Consider the following 18,302-nt stretch of genomic DNA (forward strand, 5'->3'; position numbering starts at 1 on the left):
ACCCCACCGAGGCGACCGCCATGCTTTGTGCCACCCTCCCGCCCCAGGCCGGCCCTGTGGACCGGCCGTGGTCCTACGACGCAGCCCAGCAGCTCGTGGATTCCGCCGTACCCGCCGTGGCCGACTTCGCCGCGGTCGAGGTGTCGGACGCCACCGTCACGGAGCAGGCCGCGATCTCCGGACTGCCCGCCACCGGGCTCGTCTTCCGCCGGGGCGCCTTCCGGGCGGCGCGGGGTGCCGAGATCCCGCGCGCCTATGAGGTCGGGGACGTCAGCAGCCTTCCGGCCAGGACGCCGTACCACGCGTCCCTGACCGATCGGCGGCCGCACCTGGTGCTGAATCTGCGCCCGCAGACGGGCTGGCTCACCCGTGACCCGGTGCGCGCCCCCCTGATGCGGGTCACCGGCACGCACTCGCTGCTCGTGGTGCCGCTGGACGTCGCCGGTGTGGTCCTCGGCGTCGCGGCCTTCTACCGGACGACCGGCTCCCCCGCCTTCTCCCGGGCCGACCTGGTGACGATCGGCCAGCTGGCCCGCGGGGCCGCCCGGCTGCTGGACGGCGCCCGCCGGCGCCTGATCGAGAACGCCGCCGGACGGATCCTGCAGGAGGCGCTGCTCGCGCCGCAGGCCCCCCCGGTCAACGCGATCCAGGGCGCCCGGGCGCACATGCCGCCGTCGGCCGCCCCGGGGGCCTGGGTGGACGTCGTCCCGCTCCCCAGCGCCCGGGTGGCCCTGGTGACGGGTTCGGTGCGCGGCAGGGGCGTGGCCGCCGCGACCGCCATGAGCCAGCTCAGGGCCGCGGTCCGGGCCCTGGTGCTGCTCGACATGAGCCCCGGCGAGGTCATCTCCCGCCTCCACCGGCCGACCGCGACCCCTGTGGGCGACGAGGCCGACCAGTGCCTGATCGTCGTCTACGACCCGGTGGCCTGCCGCTGCACCGTGGCGTGCGGCGGCTACCCGGCCCCGGCCCCGCTCGCGCGGCCCGGTGCCGCGGACGACGGGGCTCCCCCGCCCGGCGAGCCGGAGGTGGCGGAGTGCGACGTACCGCCGGGCAGCGTGCTGCTGCTGAGCTGCGGAACAGACGGGGCCCCGGTCCGTGCGGAGGGCGCCGACCGGGTGACCGGGCTGCGCGTCCTGCCCGCCGACGACAAGGGGGAGTGTGCCGACGCGGAATCGGTGCTGGACTGCGTTCTGCGCCACGCCGATCCCGGCTCGGAACCGGTGCTCCTCGCCGCCCGCACCCGTGCCCTGGACGCCGATGACGTCGCCACCCGCGAGGTTTCCAACGACCCCGCCGCCGTCGCCGACGCCCGGGCGTGGACGGACCGTCTGCTCACCGACTGGAAGCTCGAGGAACTGGCCTTCACCACCACCCTGGTCGTCAGCGAGCTCGTCACCAACGCCATCCGCTACTCCACGGGGCCGATCCGGCTGCGGCTCATTCGCGACCGGGTCCTGGTCTGCGAGGTGTCGGACTCCTGCAGCGCCGCGCCGCACCCGCGCCACGCGGCACCGAGCGACCAGGACGGCCGGGGGCTGTCCATCGTCGCGCAGCTGACCGACGCCCAGGGCACCCGCTACACGGAGACGGGCAAGACCGTCTGGGCGGAGCAGATCATCACCCCGCCGGCGGCCTAAACGCCTCGGGACGGGGCCGGGCGGGGGTGCGGGGCCGTGCCCGCACCCCCGCCCGATGCCGGTCCGGCGCAGGTCCGGAGGACGGAGGAAGTCCGGAGCAGGTACGGCCTCAGCCCGCGGGGATCTCCGAGCGGTCGCCGCCCCAGAGCGTGTGGAAGGAGCCCGGCTTGTCCACCCGCTTGTAGGTGTGCGCCCCGAAGAAGTCCCGCTGCCCCTGGATGAGCGCGGCCGGCAGCCGCTCCGCCCGCAGGGCGTCGTAGTACGCGAGCGCGGCCGAGAACCCCGGTGCCGGGACTCCCAGTTGCGCCGCGGTGGACACCACGCGCCGCCACGCCGCCTGCGCCGAGCCGAGCGCGTCCGCGAAGTGGGAGTCCGTCAGCAGGGTGGGACGGCCGGGCTGGGCGTCGAAGGCCTCCTTGATGCGGTTGAGGAACCGCGCCCGGATGATGCAGCCGCCGCGCCAGATCGTGGCCATCGCACCCGCGTCGATGTCCCAGCCGAACTCCTCGCTGCCCGCCTGGATCAGGTTGAACCCCTGGGCGTAGGCGACGATCTTCGAGGCGTACAGCGCCTGTTCGACGTCGTCGGCGAAGCGGTCGCCCGCGGCGCTGTCCAGCCAGGTCTCGGCCGGTCCGGGCAGGCCGCCCGAAGCGGCGCGCAACGCGCCGCTGCCCGACAGCGAGCGCGCGAACACGGCCTCGGCGATGCCGGAGACGGGGACGCCGAACTCCAGGGCGTTCTGCACGGTCCAGCTGCCGGTGCCCTTCTGGCCCGCCTGGTCCAGCACCACGTCGACGAACGGCTTGCCGGTCTCGGCGTCCGTGTGGGCCAGCACCTCGGCGGTGATCTCGACGAGGTACGACTCGAGGCGGCCGGAGTTCCAGGTGCGGAAGATCTCCGCGATCTCGCCGGGCCGCTTGCCCGCGGCGTGCCGCAGCAGGTCGTAGGCCTCGGCGATGAGCTGCATGTCGGAGTACTCGATGCCGTTGTGGACCATCTTGACGAAGTGCCCGGCACCGTCGGGGCCGACGTGGGTGCAGCAGGGCACCCCGTCGACCTTGGCCGCGATGTCCTCCAGGATCGGGCCGAGCGACTCGTACGATTCGGCCGAGCCGCCCGGCATGATCGAGGGACCGTTGAGGGCGCCCTCCTCGCCGCCGGAGATGCCGGTGCCGACGAAGTGCAGCCCCTGTTCGCGCAGGGCCTTCTCGCGGCGCCGGGTGTCGCGGTAGTCGGCGTTGCCGCCGTCCACGACCATGTCGCCGGGTTCCAGGAGCGGCACCAGTTCGTCGATCACGGCGTCGGTGGGGCCGCCCGCCTTGACCATGATGATGATGCGCCTGGGCCGTTCGAGTGATTCGACGAACTCCTTGAGAGTCTCCGACGGATGGAATTCGCCCTCGCCGCCGAACTCCTCCACGAGGGACCGCGTCCGGGCCGGGGTGCGGTTGTACAAGGCCACCGGGTGGCCGTGCCGCGCGAGGTTCCGGGCCAGGTTGCGGCCCATGACCGCGAGTCCGGTGACGCCGATGCGGGCCTGCTCCGCCATCTGCGGTTCCTCTCTGTTCTGTGGTGCGGGGGGGCACACGTTCGACGTCCAGCCTGTCAGCGAAGCGGCCCGGCGGCCGGGAATTCGGCCGGATCCGTCAGGTGCCGGTACCTATGCGGCCCTGACCTGCTACATGGGGCACCGCGCCGCGCAGCGCGGCCGCCGGCGGCGCGGGAAAGGCTCCGACGACGTCGGTCGCCTGGGCGGGGGGCCGGACCTGGCCCGCCCGCAGCGGCCCCGCGGGGGGCGGTGACGGGAGCGGCGGGGGCGGTGGCGGTGGCGGGGGCGCCATGACGGGTTCACCGAGTGCCTCGCGCAGCCGGCGCGCGTCCTCCGGGAGGTCGCGCCGCCAGGCCCAGCCCAGGAACGGGCCGAGCAGCAGCATGCCGCCGCCGAGCGTGCAGGTGACCCGCAGCTGGACGAACGCGCCGCGCGAATGCGGCAGCATCCGGAAGGCGAACTCGGGGGTCTGGGTGCCCAAGGGGCTCCACATCCGCCGGCCGCGGTAGGAGATCCGCCGGCAGGGCTGGTAGACCGAGCAGACCAGCCGGTGCTCCCGGTGGCGGCCCGGATAGTGGTAGCGGTAGACGGCCCGCTCGCCGGGGGCCACGGAGTCCGCCGCGACGGCGGCGATCCCGGAGCTCCACGACGCGAGGTTGCGGGCGTCGGCCAGGAAGTCGAAGACCTCTTCCACGGTACGGGTGACGATCACGCTCGTAGACACCGTCGGCATCGCAGACCTCCCCGGTGCCGGCGCGGCCAGCATGTGAGCAGAGTTCCTTCTTGGCTCCTCACCGACAGCCTGCGGCCAAACGGGCGGTGTGTCGTTTCGAGTGAGCCGTCCGGGTGAATCCGGGGTACGTGACCGGCGGGAACGGCATGCCCGCGGCCCCTGGCGATCAGTGCCCGACGGGCTCCGTGACGCCCCTGCGGTCGCGGAATTCGCACCACACTGCCTTGCCCGATCCGTGCGGCTCCACGCCCCACGCGTCGGCGAGCCGGTCGACCAGGAGCAGACCGCGTCCGGAGACCTCGCGCTCGTCGGGCCGGCGGCGGCGCGGCCAGTTCGCGGCGAGGTCGTGCACCTCGATGCGCAACCGCCGGGCGGAGTCCTGCCCGGCGTGGGCCGGGGAGGTGTCGGTGAGCATGCGCAGGGTCAGCACGGCGCCGCCGTCGGTGTGCACCAGCGCGTTGGTGATCAGCTCGTCGGCGGCGAGCTCGGCCTCGTCGACCCGGTCGCGCATGCCCCAGCCCGCCATCGCGTCGCGGACCATGGCCCGGGCCTCGGCCGGCGCCCGGGGGTCGCCGGGGGCGATGTGCCGGTGCAGGCGGCGCGGAGGGTGCGGGGAGTCGTCGGCGTCGCGCCGAAGCAGCAGCAGGGCCATGTCGTCGTCGGTGCCCTGCTCGCCCATGACGGTGGTCAGGTGGTCGGCGAGGTTGTGGACCCCGTGCGGCCCCTCGCGCAGGGCCCCGGACAGTCGCCGTACGCCGTCGTCGAGGTCGGCGCCCGGCCGCTCGACGAGTCCGTCGCTGAACATCAGGAGGGTGTCGCCGGGATCGAGTTCCGCGGGGGTGACGGGGTAGTCGGGCCGGCCGAACTGGGCGGAGAGGCCGAGCGGCAGGCCGCCCGCGGTGGGCAGCACGCGTACGGTGCCGTCGGCCTGCCGGACCAGGGGGTCGATGTGGCCGGCCCGCACCAGGAGCGCGGACCCGGTGGCGGGGTCGACCTGGGCGTACAGGCAGGTGGCGAAGCGGTCGGTGTCCAGCTCGTACAGGAAGGCGGAGGCGCGGGCCATGACGCTGGCGGGCGGGTGCCCCTCTCCGGCGAAGGCGCGCAGCGCGATCCGCAGTTGGCCCATGACGGCCGTGGCGTGGGTGTCGTGGCCCTGGACGTCGCCGATGATGACGGCGACCCGGCCGCCGGGCATCGCCACGACGTCGTACCAGTCGCCGCCGATGTCCCTGGTCAGCCGGGCGGAGCGGTAGCGCACGGCGATCTCGGTGCCGGGGATGCGCGGAATGGTGCGGGGCAGCATCGCCGTCTGCAGGCCCTGCGCGATGTCGTGCTCCTGGTCGAAGAGGATGGCGCGCTGCAGGCTCTGGGCGATGCTGCCGCCGAGCGCGATCAGCAGATTGCGCTCCTGCGGGGAGAACCCCTGCTTGTGCCGGTAGAGCAGTCCCAGCGCGCCGATGGGCTTGCCCTGGGCGATCAGCGGGAGGTAGGCGGCGGCGGAGGCGCCCAGCGGCTCGATGTGCGGCCACAGCTTGGGGTAGCGCCGGGCGAACTCCTCGGGTGAGGTGATGAAGCGCGGGACGAGGGTCCGTACCACCTCGCTCATCGGGAAGTCGTCGTCGATGCGGGTGTACTGCAGGGACGGCACCCAGCTGGTGGCCTTGGCGTCGCTCACCACGTGGACCCGGCCGGCCTCGACCTGGCCGAGGAAGAGGCTGGCTATGCCGAGCCGGTCCATCCTGCGGTTCCCGGTGAGGGCGGCGGTCACGTCGCGCACGGTCACGGCCCGGGCCAGGGAGGCGGTGACCTCCATGACCAGATGGCTCTCCGTCGGCCGGTCCTCGTCCTCGCGCAGGCACTCGGCGGCCTGGGCGAGCTCGTCGGTGGCGTCGGTGACGATGCCGATGACCCGGCCGGCCCGGCCGGTTCCGTCGCGAACGATGCGGCCCTGGAAGCGGATCCAGCCGCGGCGGCCGTCGCGGCGGGTCAGCCGGCTGTAGGCGCGGAAGGAGGACTGGCCCTCCCCCAGCGCCTGGGTGATGGTGCGGGTCACCGCGGCCGCCTCGTCGGGCGCCAGCCGGGAGAACAGCGCCTTCGGGTCGCCGTCGAAGTCCCGGGGGCGCAGATCGACGGTCCGCAGCGCGTGGTCGTCCAGATGCATGCGGTCCCGATCGAGGTCCCAGTCGAAACCGCCGACGTCGTTGAGGGACATGTGGGTGGCGGCGGAAGCCGGCCAGTCGACCGCCGCGGGCGCGGGAGGCGTCCACTCCCGAGACTCAGCCATCACGCCCTCCGGACCTGCCTCCGCTGCGCCGAGCCGCACCGGAACGAGGACAGCGTACCCATGGACCGGTGGGGGGACATGCTACAGACGTGACACGTGGGAGAGGCGGGATTCCGCCGGGTTCCGCAACGCTCCCTCCCGGCGGCCGCCCGCCTCTCCCCCCGCCGCCGTACGGCTCAGCGGGCCGCCGGCGGCGCGTACTTGTAGCCCACGCGACGCACGGTCACGATGCTGCCGCGGTGCTCGGAGCCGAGCTTGCGGCGCAGCCGGGCGATGTGGACGTCGACGGTGCGTCCGTCGCCGACGTGGCCGTAGCCCCAGACCGTGGTGACGAGTTGGTCGCGGGTGTGCACGCGGTGCGGGTGCGCGACCAGGTGGGCGAGAAGTTCGAACTCCAGGTAGGTGAGGTCGAGCGTGCGGCCCCGCACCTGGGCGACACGGCGTTCGGCGTCGATGCTGACCGGCAGGTCGGCGGCGGGTGCCGGGGGCTCGGGCAGCGCCTGCCCCTCGGCGGGGACCAGGACGAGATAGCCGACCATCGGCGGGCCGCCCACCCCGGTGGGCATCAGATGGCCCGGGGCGGGCAGCCAGGTCGCGCCGGGCGGCAGGAAGTCCGGTACCGGCGGGAGGTCGCCGCTGCGGACGTCACCGGCCCGAACGGCGCGCAGGTGATGGCGGTTGGCGGCGGGCAGGGGAAGCGAACGGGTGCTGGAGGACATGGAGGTCTCGGCTCTCGCGCGAAGGGTCGTGGGACGACGTATTGCGCGGGACCACCGGGAGGCCGGCGGCGGGCGGCGACCGGAGGGACGGCGTCAGCTGCGGGCCGGGGTCCGCGCGGGGACCGCGCGACAACACTCCCGGTCGAACTGGTACTCCTGCCTGGACGGCCAGAACGGCTCGAGGTCGCTGCGACCTGTCGCGGTGTCAGTGAGGCTGGCCATGGCACCCATTGAACCAGACCTGACGCCCCCCGGGACAGAGAGAGCCCGCGGCAGGGCCCTGACCAGGCCCTACAACGGCTGCGGCGCGGGCTGGGGCTCCGGATCGGGCTCCGGCTGCGGGGGCGGCGAGGGCATCGGGTCGGGGGTCGGTCCGGGGACCGGATGCGGGGCGGGCGGTACGGGATCGGGCGGGAAGGGCGGCACCGGGCTCGGGGCGGGGGGCACGGGCGGCACGGTGGCGCGGCGTGCTGGGGTGGTCATGGCGGTCTGCCTCCTCGGACTCGCCGGAGCGGATCTTGCGCTGCGCTTACCCGGCCCTCCCCGTCCTACCCGTCCTATCCTCAGCCTCATGACCTGGTTGCGCGCCCTGCGCCGCAGTGCCCGCGAGGGACTGCGGATCGAGCGTGCCAGGCTGGAACCGCTCGTCGCGCTGCGCGCCGCCGCGGGCGTCGCCATCGTCATCGGCCTCTCGCTGTGGCTGGCCTCCCCATCGGTGGCCGCCTCCTCGGCCTTCGGCGCCTTCGCCTCTGGCATGGCCACCTTCCAGCGCAGCTGGCGCCCCCGGCCGGTGCTGGCGCTGGTCGCCGGTGGCGGTCTGGCGGTCAGCACCTTCCTGGGCTACCTGGCGGCGGCGCACTGGGCGGTGTTCGTGGTGCTGCTGGCGGTCTGGGCGTTCCTGGCGGGCATGGCCTGGGCGCTGGGGCCGACGGCGGGCATCGTCTCGTCGCTGACCGTCGCCGTGATGCTGGTCGTCGTCACGCTGCCGACGTCCGTGCCCAGCGCCTTCGGCCACGCCCTGGTCATCGCGGCGGGCGGGGTCGTGCAGGCGGGACTGATCGTGCTGTTCCCGGTGCGCCGCTGGGGGCGGCAGCGCGACGCGCTGGCCGACGCCTTCGCCGCGGAGGCGGACTACGCGCGGCGGCTGCGGCACGACCCGGTCGCGCCGTTCGACCCCGGGCCGCTGATGACCGCGCGCAGCGCGGCGGTGATCACCGACCGGCAGGCGCGGCGGCGCCCGGCCGCGCTGCGCGGGAAACGGGTGCTGGCCGAGCGGATCCGCCCCGTCCTGGCCTCCCTGGCCGATCCGGCGGTCGGTGCCGCCGCGGAAGGCCCGGAGCGCGACCGGGCCCGCGAGCTGCTGGCCGCGGCGGCCTCCGTGCTGGACGCGGTGGCGCGCGCGGTGCGGGAGGCCGAACCGGTGCGGGTACCGCCGGAGGCGGAGTCCGTGGTCCTCGTCGAGCCCGATCCGGAGGAGCGGCTGACCGGGCCCGCCCGGCGCACCGCGCTGCGGCTCGTCGCGCTGCTCAGCGAGGCGGTCTCCTCCGCCGCAGGCCGCGGCGGCTCCGTGAGCGCCGACACCGCGCACCTGCGCCGCCCCAGCCTGTCCGAGCTGCTGCCGCTCACCGTGCGCACGGTGCGGCGCGAGGCCCGTTTCGACTCCCCCGTCTTCCGGCACGCCGTCCGGCTGGCGGCCGTCACCCCCGCGGGCTACGCGCTCGGCGCCGCGCTGCCCCTCGGCCACGGCTACTGGGCGCCCCTGACCTCGGTGCTGGTGATGCGGCCAGACTTCTCGCAGACGTACGGGCGCAGCGTGGCCCGCTTCATCGGCACCCTCGCCGGCGTGACCGTGGCGACCGCCGTGATGCAGTCCTTCGCCCCGGGCCCCTATCCCTGCGCGGTGCTGGCCGTGGTGTCGGTCGCCCTCATGTACGGGCTCCTGCGCACCGGGTACCTGGTCTCCCAGGTGGCCGCGTCGGCTTACGTGGTCTTCCTGCTCGGCATGGCCGGCTCCAGCTGGACGCAGACCGTGCCCGACCGGGTGCTGCTGACCCTGCTCGGCGGGGTGCTGGCGATGGCCGCGTACGCGCTCTTCCCGGCCTGGGAGACCCCGCGGCTGCGGAACCGGCTGGCCGACCGCATCAAGGCCACCGGGCGCTACGCGGCCGCGGCGATGGAGGCGCACGCCGCCCCCGCCCGGGGGAGCCGCGAGGCGGTGCGCGCGGCCCTGCTGGACGCCCGCGCGGCCGCGGTCGCCTGGGACCAGGCCGTCGCCCGCGCCGACGCAGAGCCCGTCCGGGGCCGCGGTCTGTCCCGCCGCGCGGCGGACGGCGCGGACGCGGCCCTGTCGGCCATGGGGCGTGTCCCGATGCTCATGGAGGCCCATCTCCCGGCCCCGGACGCCGCTCCCGTACCGGACGCCGCGCCCTTCGCGCGGCGCCTGCGCACGGCCACGGCGGACGCGGCGGACGCGGTCCGGGAACGACGCCCGCCGGACTTCTCCCCCGTCCACGCGACGCTCGACGACTGGCCGGCCTCGGATGCCGACCGCATCGTCCGCCGCAGCGCCGAGCTGCTCCTGGAGACCCTCGACGATCTGGAGGCCGCCCTGCGCCCGCGGCCGCGCGCCCGTCCCTCGCGGCGCCGCTGACGCCTCCCGGCGCGTTCCGGATGGGCCGGTCCGGGGGCCGCGCCATCGAGTCTGGCCTGCTCACCCCCGTACAGCCGCCGCTCGGTACGCCTGGAGTCGCCCGACCCCTCGGTGCCGCCGGCGATCGACCCGGCGCTGCCGGCCGGCGAGCGGGACGTGGACCGGATGCCGACCGGGCCGCGCATCGCCCGTGCGGTCGGCGTGGCGGCTCCGCCGGCCCGCCGGTACGGCGGGTACGGCGGTACGGCGGGTACGGCGGTACGGCGGGTACGGCGGTACGGCGGGTACTGCGGGGAGGCGTTGCCGGGTCCGGCCATCCACCGGCCGACGAGTTGCGGCGGTTCCTGCGGCGGCACGGTGTCGACCGCTCCGTGTCGTCGACGCGTCCGTGAGGCCCGCCGGCCGCCCGCGGCGAACACCAACGCCGCCGTCCTCGCGATCGCCGAGCAGGCGGCCGGGTTGACCGGGACGGCGGCGTGAGCGCGCCGGGCGTCAGCGGATCGGCATGCCCGACAGGGTGCGGGCGATGACGAGGCGCTGGATCTCGCTCGTCCCCTCGAAGATCGTGTAGATGGCCGCGTCGCGGTGCATGCGCTCCACCGGGTACTCGCGGGTGAAGCCGTTGCCGCCGAGGATCTGGATGGCCTGAGCGGTGACCTTCTTCGCCGTCTCGCTGGCGTAGAGCTTGGACATCGAGCCCTCGGCCGAGGTGAAGGGCTTGCCCGAGATCCCCATCCAGGAGGCGCGCCAGACCAGCAGCCGGGCCGCGTCGATCTGCGTGCGCATGTCGGCGAGTTGGAAGGCGACGCCCTGGTTGTCGATGATGGGGCGGCCGAACTGGGTGCGGGTCATGGCGTAGTCGAGGGCGACCTCGTACGCGGCGCGGGCCGTGCCCACCGCCATCGCGCCGACGGCCGGGCGGGAGGCCTCGAACGTGGCCATGGCGGCGTTCTTCACGCGCTCGCCGCCCTTCGCCCGCTCGCGGGCCCGGGCGAGGCGCTCGTCCAGCTTCTCCTTGCCCCCGAGCAGGCAGCTGCCGGGGACGCGCACGCCGTCCAGGACGACCTCGGCGGTGTGCGAGGCCCGGATGCCGTGCTTCTTGAACTTCTGCCCCTGGGAGAGCCCGGGGGTGTTCGGCGGCACGATGAAGGACGCGTGGCCCTTGGAACCGAGCTCCGGGTCGACGACCGCGACGACGACGTGGACGTTGGCTATGCCGCCGTTGGTCGCCCAGGTCTTGGTGCCGTTGAGGACCCACTCGTCCTTGGCCTGGTCGTACACCGCGGTGGTGCGCATGGAGCCGACGTCGGAGCCCGCGTCGGGCTCGGAGGAGCAGAAGGCGGCGACCTTCACGTCGTTGACGTCGCCGTACATCTGCGGGATCCAGGTGCCGATCTGCTCCTCGGTGCCGTTGGCCAGGACGCCGACGGCGGCGAGGCCGGTGCCGACGATCGACAGGCCGATGCCCGCGTCGCCCCAGAAGAGCTCCTCCATGGCGACCGGGATGCCGAGGCCGGTCGGGTCGAAGTACTGCTGCGCGTAGAAGTCCAGCGAGTAGAGTCCGATCTTCGCGGCCTCCTGGATCACCGGCCAGGGGGTCTCCTCGCGCTCGTCCCACTCCGCCGCCGCCGGGCGCATGACGTCGGCCGCGAAGCCGTGGATCCAGTCGCGCACCGATTTCTGGTCGTCGTCGAGCTCGAGCGTGAAGCCGCCCATTGTCCCCTCCACGTGCTTGTTACTTGCGGTAACGCCAGTCTGTTACCGGCTGGTAAGGGATGTCAACCGGACGATGGGTGTTACGTTTCGCAGGCGCGAGGAAATTCGAACGGGCGGGGAGGCTCGGGTGGACACCAGCCGGCGGCAGGAGCAGCGGACGACATCCGCGGCGGAGGAGCGGCGCAGGGAGCTGCTCGAGGCCGCGGACCGCGTCGTGCTGCGCGACGGCCCCGAGGCGTCCATGAACGCCATCGCCGCCGAGGCGGGCATCACCAAGCCCATTCTCTACCGCCACTTCGGCGACAAGAGCGGGCTTTACCGAGCCCTGGCAAAGCGCCACACCGACGCCCTGCTCGCCAACCTGCGGGCCGCCCTCGACGCGCCCAACGAGCGCCGCGACCGGGTGGAGGCCACCCTCCACGCGTACCTCTCGGCCATCGAGGCCCGACCGCAGGTCTACCGCTTCCTGATGCACCCCGCCGAGAACGCCGGCGACTCCGACCGCGGATTCGACATCGGCCGCCACTCCGCCCCCGTGCTGCGCCGCATGGGCGAGGAGCTGGCCGGCTTCATCGCCGAGCGGCTCGACCTCGGCCCCGAGGGCCAGGTGGCCGCCCGGGTGTGGGGGCACGGCATCGTCGGCATGATGCACGCGGCCGGGGACTGGTGGCTGGGCGAACGCCCCGTCTCCCGCGACGTCCTCGTCCGCCACCTCGCGGACCTGCTGTGGGGCCGCCTTGCCGCCGTGGGCGACCGCCCGGGCGGGCCGCGGCTCTAGGTCGGCTCCGGCCTACGCGGGCCCGGGGGCCGGGGCCCGGCCGTCGCCAGGGGCCCACGGGGCGCGCCGGACCGCGCGCAGCGCGCGGCGGCGGCGCAGGCCGGTGAGGCGGTCGATGAACACGCCGCCGCCCAGGTGGTCGCACTCGTGCTGGAGGCAGCGGGCGAAGAAGCCGGTGCCCTCGACGCGCACCGGTTCGCCGCTCAGGTCGACCCCCTCGAGCACGGTCTCGTCGTACCGGGGGGTACCCGCGTGGACGCCCGGCAGCGACAGACATCCCTCGTGGCCGGCCACCACGACGCCGCCGTTGTGCACGACGCGGGGGTTCACCACATGCCCGAGGTGCCGGACGTCCTCGTCGTCCGGGCAGTCGAAAACGAACAACCGCAGCGGTACGCCGACCTGGTTCGCGGCCAGCCCGACCCCGTCGTGCGCGTACATCGTGGCGAACAAGTCCTCGACGAGGGAGGCGAGTTCGGCGTCGAAGACGGTCACGTCGCGGCAGGGTTCCCGGAGTCCCGGATCACCCAGCAACCGCATCGGGCGGACGGTCCCGGAGCTGCCGGGGATGGTGGCGTGTCGCATGCGGGCCAGCGTACGGGGACGGCTCGTTTCTGCCCCGGTAGGGGAAGTGGATAGGCTGATCCGCGACCGTCGCCTCCCGGCTGACGGAACGGGCCGGAAGCGCGCACTCCGGACGGCCGCCGGGACGGTGGGCGGGGCCGGACGCGAGGAGGATATGGACACGATGGCAGGCAACGCGGAGCCACTGTCGCCCCGGGCGAAGCTGGCCGTTACGGCGGGCAAGGCCGCGGCGGCGGTGTCGCGGGCGGCGGGCCGGGGCAGCGGATCGGTGATCGGCGGCCGGGTGGCCCTCAAACTCGACCCTGATCTGCTGGCGCGTCTGGCGACGCACCTCGACGTCGTGCTCGTGTCGGCGACCAACGGCAAGACCACCACCACCCGACTGCTCGCCGAGGCGCTGCGCGCCAACGGCGAGGTCGTCTCCAACGCCCTGGGCGCCAACATGCCGGCCGGCATCACCTCGGCGCTCGCGGGCGGCTCCGAGGCGCGCTACGGCGTGATCGAGGTCGACGAGAAGTACCTGGCGGGCGTGGCCCGTGACGTCAGGCCCAAGGCCATCGCCCTGCTCAACCTCTCCCGCGACCAGCTCGACCGGGCGGCCGAGACCCGCATGCTCGCCGAGAAGTGGCGCGAGGGTCTGGCGGGCACGGACGCGATCATCATCGCCAACGCCGACGACCCGCTGATCACCTGGGCCGCCTCCTCCTGCCCGACCGTCGTGTGGGTCGCGGCGGGCCAGGAGTGGAAGGACGACGCCTGGTCGTGCCCCTCCTGCGGCGGTGTCCTGCAGCGTCCCTCCGACGACTGGTTCTGCGGCGAGTGCGGCTTCCGCCGCCCGATGCCGACCTGGGCGCTGTCCGGGGACCACGTCATCGACCCGTACGGCGCCGCGTGGCCGATCCAGCTCCAGCTGCCCGGCCGCGCGAACAAGTCGAACGCCGCGGTGTCCGCCGCCGCGGCCGCCGCCTTCGGTGTCGACCCCAAGGTCGCCCTGGAGCGGATGTACAAGGTGCAGGCCGTCGCCGGCCGCTACGACGTGGTGCAGTTCCAGGGCCGCGACGTACGGCTGCTGCTGGCGAAGAACCCGGCCGGCTGGCTGGAGACCTTCTCGCTGATCGACGGCCCGCCCGCCCCGGTGATCCTCTCGGTGAACGCCCGCGGGGCCGACGGCACGGACACCTCCTGGCTGTGGGACGTGGACTACACCCGCCTGGCCGGGCACCCGATCCGGGTCATCGGCGACCGCAAGCTGGACCTCGCGGTCCGGCTCGAGGTGGCGGGGCTGCAGTTCGAGGTGTGTCAGGACTTCGACGAGGCCGTGCGCACCTCCCCGGCCGGCCGCATTGAGGCCATCGCCAACTACACCGCTTTCCAGGACCTGCGCCGCCGCGTCGGCAACTGACCGAAGACCCGTTTCGACAGGAGAACACGCTGTGAGCGACTCCAGCCTGCGTCTGGTGTGGGTCTACCCCGACCTGCTCAGCACCTACGGTGACCAGGGCAACGTCCTGGTCACCGAGCGCCGGGCCCGCCAGCGGCGGGTGCCGGTCAGCCGGATCGACGTACGGTCCGACCAGCCGATCCCCACCTCCGGCGACATCTACCTCATCGGCGGCGGCGAGGACCGTCCGCAGCGGCTGGCCGCCGAGCGGCTGCGCCGCGACGGCGGACTGAACCGCGCCGTCGACAACGGCGCCATCGTCTTCTCGGTGTGCGCCGGCTACCAGATCATCGGCCATGAGTTCGTCAACGACCTCGGCCGCCCCGAGCCGGGCCTCGGCCTGCTGGACGTGGTGAGCGTGCGCGGCGAGGGCGAGCGCTGCGTCGGCGACGTGCTGGCGGACATCGACCCGGCGCTCGGCCTGCCGCCGCTGACCGGTTTCGAGAACCACCAGGGCGTCACCCACGTCGGCAAGAACGCCCGCCCCCTGGCGCGGACCCGTTTCGGCAACGGCAACGGCACGGGCGACGGCACCGAGGGCGCGTACAACGAGACCGTCTTCGGCACCTACATGCACGGCCCGGTCATGGCCCGCAACCCGCAGATCGCGGACATGCTGATCAAGCTGGCCATGGACGTCAGGGCCCTGCCGCCCGTCGACGACCAGTGGTACGAGGCGCTGCGCGCCGAGCGCATCGCGGCGGCGAGCCAGCCCGCCTGAGGCCCGCACCGTCGCGGGCCGCACCGGGGGAGAACGGGGCCCGGGCCGGGTGGTGTCCGCACTGCGGGCGGCGTTTCCGCCGCCCGCACCCGGCTCGATAACGTAGCAACAGCGGTGCGCGTCGCCGCGGGTCCATCCGGACGACGAGGTCCGGCGCCCGGATCGATCTTTCAGGAGTAACGAGCAAATGCGTATTGGTGTGCTGACGAGCGGCGGCGACTGCCCCGGCCTGAACGCCGTGATCCGGTCGGTCGTGCACCGCGCGGTCGTCGACCACGGGGACGAGGTCATAGGCTTCCACGACGGGTGGAAGGGCCTCCTGGAGTGTGACTACCGCAAGCTGGACCTCGACGCGGTCGGCGGCATCCTGGCCCGCGGCGGCACCATCCTCGGCTCCTCCCGGGTCCGCCCCGAGCACCTGCGGGACGGCGTCGAACGGGCCAAGGGCCACGTCGCCGACCTGGGCCTCGACGCGATCATCCCGATCGGCGGCGAGGGCACCCTGAAGGCCGCCCGGCTGCTGTCCGACAACGGGCTGCCGATCGTGGGCGTGCCCAAGACCATCGACAACGACATCGCCTCCACCGACGTCACCTTCGGCTTCGACACCGCCGTGACGGTGGCCACCGAGGCGCTGGACCGCCTGAAGACCACCGCGGAGTCGCACCAGCGTGTGCTGATCGTCGAGGTCATGGGCCGCCACACCGGCTGGATCGCGCTGCACTCGGGCATGGCGGCCGGTGCGCACGCGATCGTCGTGCCGGAGCGCCCCTTCGACATCGAGGAGCTGACCCAGCGGGTCGGCGAGCGCTTCTCGGCGGGCAAGAAGTTCGCGATCGTCGTGGTCTCCGAGGGCGCGAAGCCGCGCGAGGGCACGATGCGGTTCGAGTCGGGCGCCAAGGACGTCTACGGTCACGAGCGCTTCACCGGCATCGCCACCCGGCTCTCGGTGGAGCTGGAGGAGCGCCTGGGCAAGGAGGCCCGCCCGGTCATCCTCGGCCACGTGCAGCGCGGCGGCACCCCCACCGCCTACGACCGGGTGCTGGCCACCCGCTTCGGCTGGCACGCGGTCGAGGCCGCGCACAACGGCGATTTCGGCATGATGACCGCGCTGCGCGGCACCGACATCACCCTGGTGCCCCTGTCCCACGCCGTCGAGCACCTCAAGACCGTCCCGGCCGAGCGCTACGTCGAGGCCGAGTGCGTGCTGTGACGCGCTGACCACACTCCTCGAACCGCCCCCGGTCGCAAGCGCGGCCGGGGGCGGTTCTAGTCTGGTGCGGGCGCACCCGCCCCAACCGGCACATTGCCGACGGCGCGGTGCGTGCGGCAGGCACGACAGGAGAGTGACGGATGGACCACGGCGGACACGGGATGACGGCGGAGCTGCCGCCGTTCACCCTCGGCCGGGGGCTCGAGTTCAGTGGGGATCCGGTCTTCCTGGCCGGCTGTCTGCTCGCGCTCGCGCTCTACGGCTGGGGCGTCGTACGACTGCTACGGCGCGGCGACCGCTGGCCCGTCGGACGGATCGCCGCCTTCACGGCCGGTGTGCTCTCCATCGGCCTGGTGATGTGCACCGCGCTGAACGACTACGGCATGGTCATGTTCAGCGTCCACATGGTGCAGCACATGGTCGTCAGCATGGTCTCCCCCATCCTCCTGCTGCTGGGCGCCCCGGTGACCCTGACGCTGCGGGCGCTGCCGACGGCGGGACGCGGCCGCAAGGGGCCGCGGGAGCTGCTGGTGGCGCTGCTGCACAGCCGCTACCTGCGGGTGATCACGCATCCGGCGTTCACGATCCCGCTGTTCATCGCCAGCCTCTACGGGCTCTACTTCACCCCGCTCTTCGACACCCTGATGGGCAGCCGGACGGGGCACATCGCGATGATGGTGCACTTCCTCGCCGTGGGCCTGGTGTTCTTCTGGCCCATCATGGGCGTGGACCCGGGTCCGAACCGGCCGAGCCACGTGATGCGCATCCTCGAGCTGTTCGCCGGGATGCCGTTCCACGCCTTCTTCGGCATCGCCCTGATGATGGCGAGCGAGCCGATGATCGGCGCCTTCGAGCACCCGCCCGCCTCGCTGGGGATCGACGCGCTGGACGACCAGACCGCGGCCGGCGGCATCGCGTGGGCGTTCAGCGAGATCCCGTCGGTGATCGTCCTCGTGGCGCTGCTGATCCAGTGGTACACCTCCGACCAGCGCCAGGCGCGCCGCAAGGACCGCGCGGCGGACCGCGACGGCGACGCGGAACTGGCAGCCTACAACGCGTACTTGGCATCCTTGGAGGCACGGGGTCGCGGCTGACGGGGCCGCCCGCCGCGAAGGGAGGCCCGCGATGGGCGACCAGGTACGGATATCGGGCGACGCGCTGCAGTTGCCGGGCGGCGTGACGGTGCGCTTCATGCGCACGCTGCGCCTGCCGGAGACGGGGACGCATCCTCTCCCACCCGGGATCGGGGCCTTCCCACTGCGCCGGGTCGCCGACTTCCCGGACACCGCCCCGAAGGAGTGGCTCTCCCGCGGCGGGGTCATGCTGCCGGTCTACCAGCGCGAGGCCATGTGGCTGAGCTTCTCGGCCCCGGCGCCCGCCGCGCTCCAGGTGGGGGTCGGCAAGGTGTGCGCGGTGTCGGGACGGCCGTGGAGCGACCGGCTCTCGCAGGACCCGCAGAACTATGTGGTGCTGCCGCGCCAGCCCTGGCTGGACGGGATCAATTCGGGCTCCGGGACGATCCGGCAGTTCGTCGCCGTACCGCTGGGCCTGGGCGCGACCGTCGAGGGGCAGGTCTCCGGCGAGGAGGTCTGGGGCGGGGTGCAGCTGCAGGTGTTCGAGCTCGGCGAGGAGCGGCTGGCCGCGTGGCGGGCCGAGCAACGGCGCCGGGAGAGCACGCGTCGCGCCGCTTTCGGCGGCTACGGCGGCGCTCCGGGGGCGATGCCGATGGCCGCCCCGGCGGCCGTCCCGCCGCCGGCCCCGGGGGGCGCCCCGCCCCCGGCGGGGGGTGCGGCACGCTCGCCGGTCTCCATGGGGCTGGGCGCGGGCGGCCGGATGCGGCAGGAGGTCTACCGCGACGACCGCAAACCGTCCGACTGGCGCGGGAAGCCGTCGGGCCGGGTCTTCGTGCACCTGACGACGGCACCGGAGTGGCGCCGCATCACCGGCGAGGCACCGCCGCCCTCCCCGGTCAACCGCGCCGCGTACACCGCGGCCGGACTGCCCTGGTTCGACTACTACGACGCCGACGCCGAGGACCTCGCGGCGCCCGGCTCCCTGGCCCAGGTCAAGCCGGTCGGCGACTGGCTCGGCGAGGACGAGTCGCCGTGGGTGGCCCCGCACCCGGGACAGGTCAAGCAACTCAAGGACGAGGGTCAGGTCACCGACGGCGAGTGGTAGCGCACGGCGGGCGGCGGCGCGACCATGGAGTCGGGTCGCCGCCCCGCGGCCCCTGGGGAGGAGGCCACCGATGCCCGCACCTGCCAAGGCGATGATCA

At 73.9% G+C, this 18,302-nt stretch carries 17 protein-coding genes; 9 read left to right on the forward strand and 8 right to left on the reverse strand.

The window, feature by feature from the left end; all coding sequences use genetic code 11:
* Positions 1-20: 20 nt before the first annotated feature.
* Positions 21-1,637 (forward strand): SpoIIE family protein phosphatase, encoded by a 1,617-nt coding sequence (locus tag AB0F62_RS30195; RefSeq protein ID WP_361806177.1) that lies wholly within the window; start codon positions 21-23, stop codon positions 1,635-1,637.
* Positions 1,638-1,746: 109 nt separating this feature from the next.
* Here the strand turns inward: AB0F62_RS30195 and gndA are convergent, their stop codons facing one another.
* From gndA to AB0F62_RS30225, 6 genes are all read right to left on the reverse strand, one after another.
* Positions 1,747-3,186, reverse strand: coding sequence for an NADP-dependent phosphogluconate dehydrogenase (gndA, locus tag AB0F62_RS30200; RefSeq protein ID WP_361806180.1), 1,440 nt, complete (start codon positions 3,184-3,186; stop codon positions 1,747-1,749).
* Positions 3,187-3,283: 97 nt separating this feature from the next.
* Complete coding sequence (locus AB0F62_RS30205; RefSeq protein WP_361806183.1) at positions 3,284-3,910, reverse strand: SRPBCC family protein; 627 nt, start codon at positions 3,908-3,910, stop codon at positions 3,284-3,286.
* A gap of 175 nt (positions 3,911-4,085) precedes the next feature.
* Positions 4,086-6,203, reverse strand: a complete 2,118-nt coding sequence (locus tag AB0F62_RS30210) for a SpoIIE family protein phosphatase (RefSeq protein WP_361806186.1) — start codon at positions 6,201-6,203, stop codon at positions 4,086-4,088.
* 176 nt (positions 6,204-6,379) lie between these two features.
* Positions 6,380-6,922, reverse strand: a complete 543-nt coding sequence (locus AB0F62_RS30215) for a winged helix-turn-helix domain-containing protein (RefSeq protein WP_361806189.1) — start codon at positions 6,920-6,922, stop codon at positions 6,380-6,382.
* A gap of 93 nt (positions 6,923-7,015) precedes the next feature.
* Entirely contained in the window at positions 7,016-7,144 is a 129-nt protein-coding gene (locus AB0F62_RS30220; protein ID WP_361806192.1) for a hypothetical protein, read from the reverse strand.
* Between the two features lie 69 nt (positions 7,145-7,213).
* Complete coding sequence (locus AB0F62_RS30225) at positions 7,214-7,405, reverse strand: hypothetical protein (protein ID WP_361806195.1); 192 nt, start codon at positions 7,403-7,405, stop codon at positions 7,214-7,216.
* Between the two features lie 88 nt (positions 7,406-7,493).
* On the opposite strand from AB0F62_RS30225, the gene AB0F62_RS30230 reads away from it, so the two are divergent.
* Both AB0F62_RS30230 and AB0F62_RS30235 read left to right on the forward strand, forming a co-directional pair.
* On the forward strand, positions 7,494-9,572 hold the full coding sequence (locus AB0F62_RS30230) for an FUSC family protein (protein ID WP_361806198.1): 2,079 nt from the start codon (positions 7,494-7,496) through the stop codon (positions 9,570-9,572).
* A 111-nt stretch (positions 9,573-9,683) separates the two neighbouring features.
* Positions 9,684-10,052, forward strand: a complete 369-nt coding sequence (locus AB0F62_RS30235) for a hypothetical protein (protein WP_361806201.1) — start codon at positions 9,684-9,686, stop codon at positions 10,050-10,052.
* Between the two features lie 12 nt (positions 10,053-10,064).
* On the opposite strand, the gene AB0F62_RS30240 is transcribed toward AB0F62_RS30235, so the two are convergent.
* Positions 10,065-11,288: an acyl-CoA dehydrogenase family protein gene (locus AB0F62_RS30240; protein WP_361806204.1), complete on the reverse strand. Its 1,224-nt coding sequence runs from the start codon at positions 11,286-11,288 to the stop codon at positions 10,065-10,067.
* 127 nt (positions 11,289-11,415) lie between these two features.
* Between AB0F62_RS30240 and AB0F62_RS30245 the strand changes: the two genes are divergently transcribed.
* On the forward strand, positions 11,416-12,066 hold the full coding sequence (locus AB0F62_RS30245) for a TetR family transcriptional regulator (protein ID WP_361806207.1): 651 nt from the start codon (positions 11,416-11,418) through the stop codon (positions 12,064-12,066).
* 12 nt (positions 12,067-12,078) lie between these two features.
* Here the strand turns inward: AB0F62_RS30245 and def are convergent, their stop codons facing one another.
* On the reverse strand, positions 12,079-12,651 hold the full coding sequence (gene def, locus AB0F62_RS30250; RefSeq protein ID WP_361806210.1) for a peptide deformylase: 573 nt from the start codon (positions 12,649-12,651) through the stop codon (positions 12,079-12,081).
* A gap of 163 nt (positions 12,652-12,814) precedes the next feature.
* On the opposite strand from def, the gene AB0F62_RS30255 reads away from it, so the two are divergent.
* The 5 genes from AB0F62_RS30255 to AB0F62_RS30275 all read left to right on the forward strand — a co-directional run bounded on the left by AB0F62_RS30255 (position 12,815) and on the right by AB0F62_RS30275 (position 18,204).
* Positions 12,815-14,053, forward strand: coding sequence for a MurT ligase domain-containing protein (locus tag AB0F62_RS30255; RefSeq protein ID WP_361806213.1), 1,239 nt, complete (start codon positions 12,815-12,817; stop codon positions 14,051-14,053).
* A gap of 31 nt (positions 14,054-14,084) precedes the next feature.
* Complete coding sequence (locus AB0F62_RS30260; protein ID WP_361806216.1) at positions 14,085-14,813, forward strand: glutamine amidotransferase; 729 nt, start codon at positions 14,085-14,087, stop codon at positions 14,811-14,813.
* A 187-nt stretch (positions 14,814-15,000) separates the two neighbouring features.
* Entirely contained in the window at positions 15,001-16,026 is a 1,026-nt protein-coding gene (locus tag AB0F62_RS30265) for a 6-phosphofructokinase (RefSeq protein ID WP_361806219.1), read from the forward strand.
* Positions 16,027-16,166: 140 nt separating this feature from the next.
* Complete coding sequence (locus AB0F62_RS30270; RefSeq protein WP_361806221.1) at positions 16,167-17,120, forward strand: cytochrome c oxidase assembly protein; 954 nt, start codon at positions 16,167-16,169, stop codon at positions 17,118-17,120.
* A 31-nt stretch (positions 17,121-17,151) separates the two neighbouring features.
* Positions 17,152-18,204: a hypothetical protein gene (locus AB0F62_RS30275; protein ID WP_361806224.1), complete on the forward strand. Its 1,053-nt coding sequence runs from the start codon at positions 17,152-17,154 to the stop codon at positions 18,202-18,204.
* The last annotated feature ends 98 nt before the right edge of the window (positions 18,205-18,302 follow it).

The sequence above is a fragment of the Streptomyces sp. NPDC026673 genome (assembly GCF_040638135.1).
In the GTDB taxonomy this organism is placed as follows: Bacteria; Actinomycetota; Actinomycetes; order Streptomycetales; family Streptomycetaceae; genus Actinacidiphila.